Annotated in this window: 5 protein-coding genes; 1 reads left to right on the top strand and 4 read right to left on the bottom strand. The window is 58.8% G+C overall.

Going from position 1 to position 6,000, the window contains the following annotated elements:
- The 4 genes from VGK14_RS07880 to lnt form a co-directional block, all read right to left on the bottom strand.
- Positions 1-873: glycine--tRNA ligase subunit beta (locus VGK14_RS07880; protein ID WP_331508443.1), on the bottom strand; the 873-nt coding region annotated here is incomplete at its 3' end.
- Positions 870-1,790, bottom strand: coding sequence for a glycine--tRNA ligase subunit alpha (gene glyQ / locus VGK14_RS07875; protein ID WP_331508442.1), 921 nt, complete (start codon positions 1,788-1,790; stop codon positions 870-872). The genes glyQ and VGK14_RS07880, both read right to left, overlap by 4 nt.
- A 359-nt stretch (positions 1,791-2,149) precedes the next feature.
- Positions 2,150-3,655, bottom strand: a complete 1,506-nt coding sequence (gene zwf / locus VGK14_RS07870; RefSeq protein WP_331508441.1) for a glucose-6-phosphate dehydrogenase — start codon at positions 3,653-3,655, stop codon at positions 2,150-2,152.
- Positions 3,656-3,932: 277 nt separating this feature from the next.
- Positions 3,933-5,441, bottom strand: coding sequence for an apolipoprotein N-acyltransferase (lnt, locus tag VGK14_RS07865; protein WP_331508440.1), 1,509 nt, complete (start codon positions 5,439-5,441; stop codon positions 3,933-3,935).
- An 81-nt stretch (positions 5,442-5,522) separates the two neighbouring features.
- Between lnt and mscL the strand changes: the two genes are divergently transcribed.
- The gene (gene mscL, locus VGK14_RS07860) at positions 5,523-5,981 is read left to right on the top strand and encodes a large conductance mechanosensitive channel protein MscL (RefSeq protein WP_331508439.1); all 459 of its coding nucleotides are present in this window, start codon (positions 5,523-5,525) and stop codon (positions 5,979-5,981) included.
- The last annotated feature ends 19 nt before the right edge of the window (positions 5,982-6,000 follow it).

Genomic DNA, 6,000 nt, shown 5'->3' with positions numbered 1-6,000 from the left:
CATCGTCAGGATCAGACATTCCTGCGGCACCTCCAGAAATGCCTGTTCGAACTGGCCCAGCAGCACGTTGGGGCGCTCGACCAGCGCGGTGACTTCATCCAGCAGGGCATCGTCGGCTATGGGTTGCAGTTTTTCCCTGGCCGCCGCCGCGGTCAGCTGACGCACGATCTCGGCGCGGCGGGCATCGAAGCCGGCGATCACTGCGCCCTCGGTTTCCAGTTGCGCGGCATAGCTGTCGGCATCCTGCAGCATCACCGGATGCCTGGCGGCCTCGAAGCGGTGGCCTTGGGTGACGTTGCTGGAGGCCAGTCCTAGCACCGAAACCGGCACCACGTCGTCGCCGTGCAGCGCAACCAGTCCATGCGCCGGGCGCACGAAGTTGACGCTGCTCCAGCCGTCGGGCAGCTGGTAAGTCATCACTTTGGGGATGGGCAGCTTGGCCAGGGTTTCTTCCAGCGCCTTTTGCAGGCCGTCGGTTAAGGTTGCGCCCGGCATTACGATATCGAGAAACAGCACCTCGGCCTTGCCGTCGTGTTCGCGCTTAAGGCCGGGGACGGCGGCCGCGTCGGCGCCGAGCGCCGCCAGTTTCTTCAGCAGCGCAGGCGTGGCCTGGCCGTTGGCATCCAGCCCCACGGCGGCCGGCATCAGTTTTTGCGAAACCGGCTTGTCGGCAGCCTGTGCTGCGACTTGCGTGATATGCGCCGCCAGGCGGCGTGGGCTGGCATAGGGCGTGGCCGCGGATGCGGAACCGGCCAGGCCTTGCGCCTTCAGCGATTCAAACAGGGCGGCGGAGAACGCTTCGCCCAGCTTTTTCAATGCCTTGGGCGGCAGTTCTTCGACGAATAATTCGACCAACAGGTTTTTGGTGCTCATGCCGCGGCTTTCTTTTCAATCTGTGCCAACACTTCATCCGCCCATTGCCTGGGCGCCATCGGGAAACCAAGCCGGGCGCGGCTGTCGAGATAGCTTTGCGCGACCGAACGAGCCAGGTTGCGGATGCGGCCGATATAGCCGGCGCGCTCGGTGACGGAAATCGCGCCGCGCGCGTCCAGCAGGTTGAAGGTATGCGCAGCTTTCAGCACCTGCTCGTAGGCGGGCAGCGCCAGTTGTTGTTGCATCAGGTACTGCGCTTCTTTTTCGTGGCTGCCGAATGCACCGAGCAGGAACTCGACATCGCTGTGCTCGAAGTTGTAGGCGGATTGCTCGACTTCGTTCTGGTGGTAGACGTCGCGATACTTCAGGCCGTCCGTCCAGGTCAGGTCGAACACGTTGTCCACGCCCTGCAGATACATCGCCAGCCGTTCCAGACCGTAGGTGATTTCGCCGGTGATGGGCTTGCAGTTGATGCCGCCGACCTGCTGGAAATAGGTGAACTGCGTGACTTCCATGCCGTTGAGCCAAACTTCCCAGCCCAGCCCCCAGGCGCCCAGCGTGGGGTTTTCCCAGTCGTCCTCGACGAAGCGGATGTCGTTTTTCTTGAGATCGAAGCCCAGCGCTTCCAGCGAGCCGAGATAGAGTTCCAGGATGTTGGCCGGTGCCGGCTTCAGCACCACCTGAAACTGATAGTAATGCTGCAGGCGGTTGGGGTTCTCGCCGTAGCGGCCGTCCTTGGGCCGGCGGCTGGGCTGCACGTAGGCGGCTTTCCACGGCTCGGGGCCGATGGCGCGCAGGAACGTGGCGGTATGGCTGGTGCCGGCGCCGACTTCCATGTCGTAGGGTTGCAGCAGCGCGCAGCCCTGATTGTCCCAGTATTGTTGCAGCGTGAGGATGATTTGCTGGAATGTGAGCATCGGATTCGCGAGTGGGCTTGCAAAAGGCATTGATTTTACTTCTTTTTGGGTAGGGACAAAAGCATGGTTGTCGATGTGTCGGTGGTTATTCCGGGGCTTGACCTGGAATCAGGAGGTTTTTCTCCCTCGCCTGGATGGGGAGCGGTAGGGGTGTTTCGTCGCGATTGGGAAACCGTCTTTTTGGAACGCCACACAATGGAGCCTTAAAGGTAACGTGAGCTTGCTCCTGAATCCCGCTGAAAGAAATAACGCTCAAAGAGTTTTTCAACAAAATAGGCTGATGTGCGGCGTTCAGACAGCCGGCCCCAACCGGCTCCAACTGGCCGACCAGCACTCACGCGACTATCCGGCCTGCATTTTCAATAGGGCTCCAGTTTTGCTCCATTCACGTTAAGCGAATGTCGCCAAAACTGGTCGTCCCGGTCAAACAGCCGATAGGTGCCGCGCGGCCCCCAGGTGCCTGCCGCGTAGGTGTTGATGAAATTGCGCTCCATCGACCACACCTTCAGGATAGGATCGACAACGCGCCAAGCCCATTCGACCTCATCGAAACGCAGGAAGAGGGAATAATCGCCTTTCATCACGTCGAGCAGCAGACCCTCGTATGCATCGTAATCCTCGTCTGCCTCTTCCCGGTATGTGGCATCAAGACTGATGGAACGCGTATTCAAATCCAGCCCGGGAACCTTGACCTGCATTTCTATTTTCATGCAGTCGTCTGGCTGGATGCCGAGCAGCAGCCAATTGGGATGGGATGAGTCATGCAATTTGCTGCGCAGCAATTCCTTGGGTGGGTTCTTGAAGCGAATACAGATCGCGGAACTGTTTTCCGGCAGGCGCTTGCCCGTTCGCACATAAAACGGCACCCCTGCCCAGCGCCAGCTATCGATGAACAATTTCATCGCCGCATAGGTTTCCGTGACACTCTCGGGCGCCACTCCGGCCTCGTCGAGATAGGCCGGCACTACCTTGCCATCTATGGTGCCGCTGGTGTATTGCCCGCGAAAGGCATGCGCATGGACAGCATTTTGCGTGACCGGGCGGATTGACTTGAGCACCTTGACCTTTTCGTCGCGCAGGTGCTCCGGGCTCATGGATACGGGGGGTTCCATCGCCACCAGTGCGAGCAATTGCAGCAAATGGCTTTGTATCATATCCCGCAGCGCGCCCGCGCCATCGTAGTATCCGGCACGGCCTTCCACACCGAGCGTTTCTGAATGCGTGATCTGCACGTGGTCGATATAATGGTGGCTCCAGAGCGGCTCCAGCAGTATGTTGGCAAAGCGGAACACCATGATGTTCTGCACGGTGCCTTTGCCAAGATAATGGTCGATGCGGAAAATCTGGGGCTCATCCAGATGCTTGTAGAGACCGGCCTGCAATGTCTGCGCGCTCAACAGATCCTGGCCAAACGGCTTCTCGATCACCACACGCCGCCAGCCGCTCTTTTGTTCGAGCAGGCCGATATCGCCCAGATTGTCGATAATGCCGGGAAATTCGGACGGACGCACCGACATGTAAAAGATGACGTTGGGCGGAAAAACCGGATCCTCTTCGATGATCTTTTTCAGGCGAGAGTAAGATTCGGTGCCGTCGGGAGGGTTCGGATGATAATGATGCCGATTGCAAAATCTCTCGAGCGCCGCCTCATCCAGCCCCCCGGGAAACTTGGCCCGCAACATCGACGAAACTTCTTCCAGCCACTGCTCACGGGAATATATTTCCAGCCCGCAAGCGAGTATCACCATTTTTTCAGGCAACCTCTTCAATTTCTCGAGCTGGAAAAGAGCCGGCATCAGCTTTATTCGTGACAGGTTCCCGCATGCGCCGAAAATAACGATAGTGCAAGGATCTAATTCTTTCATTCCATGGAATCCTCATTCAATCGCAACACCTGTTCCTACCGGAATTACGTAGGCGCTGAAAATTCAGCAGACATCATCGTAAAGCATCAGCTATTCCCGGCAATAGTAAGGGAACATAGGATTCAGGAATAGCGAAAATGATAGGGGTTCCCTATTATTCCATAATGAGCTGCGCCAACTATCAGTGGAGAAATAGCCGTCGACTGTTTTGTTTAAGATTTTATTGGAACGAAACAAGGGGTAAAACAAAACCGTCGTCCCGGTCGACACTCCAGTACTATCGAGCCTTGCCGAACTTTCTTTGCCGCCACCCCAAACCCAGTATCCCGGCCGTCAATATCACAATCACCGGCCGGTTGCCCCACCTTACATAAGGCGTCGCCCCCACATATCCCTGCGCTTCGCCATCCAGCGAAACCTGCGTGAAATGCGGCGCATGGGCCAGCACCCGGCCTTCGCGGTTGATCATGGCCGTGGCGCCGGTGTTGGTGGCGCGCAATACCATGCGGGCCGTTTCCAGCGCCCGTGCCTGCGACATCTGCATGTGCTGGTCTGCCGCCAGCGAGTTGCCGTACCAGGCGTCGTTGCTGACGTTGATCAGCAGCGTGGCTTCCGGCAGCGGGCGGATGATTTCTTCGCCGAACACGTCTTCGTAGCAGATGTCGATGGCGACTTTTTGCCCGGCCAGGTTCATCGGCGCCTGATTCGGTTCGCCGGAAGCGAGGTCGGCCAGGGGAATATGCAGCAGCTCCCGGTAAATCCAGCCGAACACCGGCTTGAACGGGATGAATTCGCCGAACGGCACCAGATGGGATTTACGGTAAACCTGCGTCGGCGCCGTGCCGTAGCTCAGCATGCTGTTGTAGTAGCGGGTCTCGTTCGCGTCATGCCGGATTTCCGGGACGCCGGCCAGCAGGTCGCCGCCCTGGCTGCGCGCATGCCGGGCCAGGTTGTCGAGGTAGCTTTTGGGCAGATCGTCGAGCAGCAGCGGGAAGGCCATTTCCGGCAGCACGATCAGCCTGGCGCGGCTGGCCATGACCATTTGCCGGTAGGTTTGCAAGGTATGCACCAGCTCGTCCTCGCGCCATTTCAGGTCCTGCGCGATATTGCCCTGCAGCAGGCTGAAACTGACGCGCGGGCCGTAGGGCTCGCTCCATTCCACGTGCTTGAGCGCGGCGCCGGAGAGCCACAGGGCCAGCAACCACAGGGCCAGCGGTTTTTTGCCGAGGCGTTTGGCGAATGCCGCGGCGATCAGCGCCGCGCAGGTTGCGGTGAGCAGGGACACGCCGTAGATGCCGAACAGCGGCGCAAAGCCGGCCAGCGGGCTATAAGGGACCTGCGAGTAGCCGACCGCGAGCCAGGGAAAGCCGGTGAATATCCAGCCGCGTATCCATTCCTGTGCCGTCCATAACAGCGGTGCGGCGAGCATTGGTGTTACCGGGAAGAACCTGCCAAGCGCCCAGCCGGCAGACAACGGCAGCAATGAAATAAAAGCGCAGAACGCAGTGGTGGCGAATATCGCCAGCAGCATCGGCATGCCGCCAAAATCGTGCAGGCTGACGTAAATCCACGATACGCCGGTACCGAACAATCCCATGCCGAAGGCGAAGCCCAGCGCGGCCATGCGTGACATCGAATCACTTCTTGCCCACAGATGGAACAGGCCGGCCAGCGCCAGTATCGGGGCGGGGTAAAAGTAAAACGGCGCATAGCCCAGAACGGCAAAACTGCCCAACAGGGAAGCGATCGCAAGCTGGCTGTACGGATAGTTGAAAAGAGCGCGCAAACGGCTGGACCGGTAACGAATGTATTGGCATTATAACGGTTGCCGACCGGCTTCATCGCCAGGAATTACGGGAGAACAGGGATGCTGAAAGAGTTCAAGGAGTTTGCCGTGCGCGGCAATGTGGTGGATATGGCGGTCGGCATTATTATCGGCGCGTCGTTTGGGTCCATCGTCAAATCGCTGGTGGATGACATCATCATGCCGCCGATCGGGCTGGTGCTGGGCAATGTCGATTTCACCAATCTTTATGTCGTGCTAAAGCAGGGCATTGCCGCTGCCGGGCCTTATGCATCGCTGGCCGATGCGAAAAAGGCGGGGGCTGTTACGCTTAACTACGGCGTGTTCATCAACGCGCTGGTGAGTTTCATGATTGTCGCGTTTGCAGTGTTTCTGCTGGTGCGGACGATCAACCGGCTGCGGCAGAAACCGGAAGCCTCGCCGGAACAGCCGGAGGTGACCACGAAGGAATGCCCCTATTGCCGCAGCGGTATCCCGCAAGCAGCCACGCGTTGTCCGCATTGCACTTCTGACCTGGCCTGAACAGCCGTAGCGCCATGGC

The sequence above is a fragment of the Novimethylophilus sp. genome, from assembly GCF_036504375.1.
Taxonomy (GTDB): domain Bacteria; phylum Pseudomonadota; class Gammaproteobacteria; order Burkholderiales; family Methylophilaceae; genus Novimethylophilus.
This window is presented reverse-complemented; position numbering and strand designations above follow the sequence as displayed.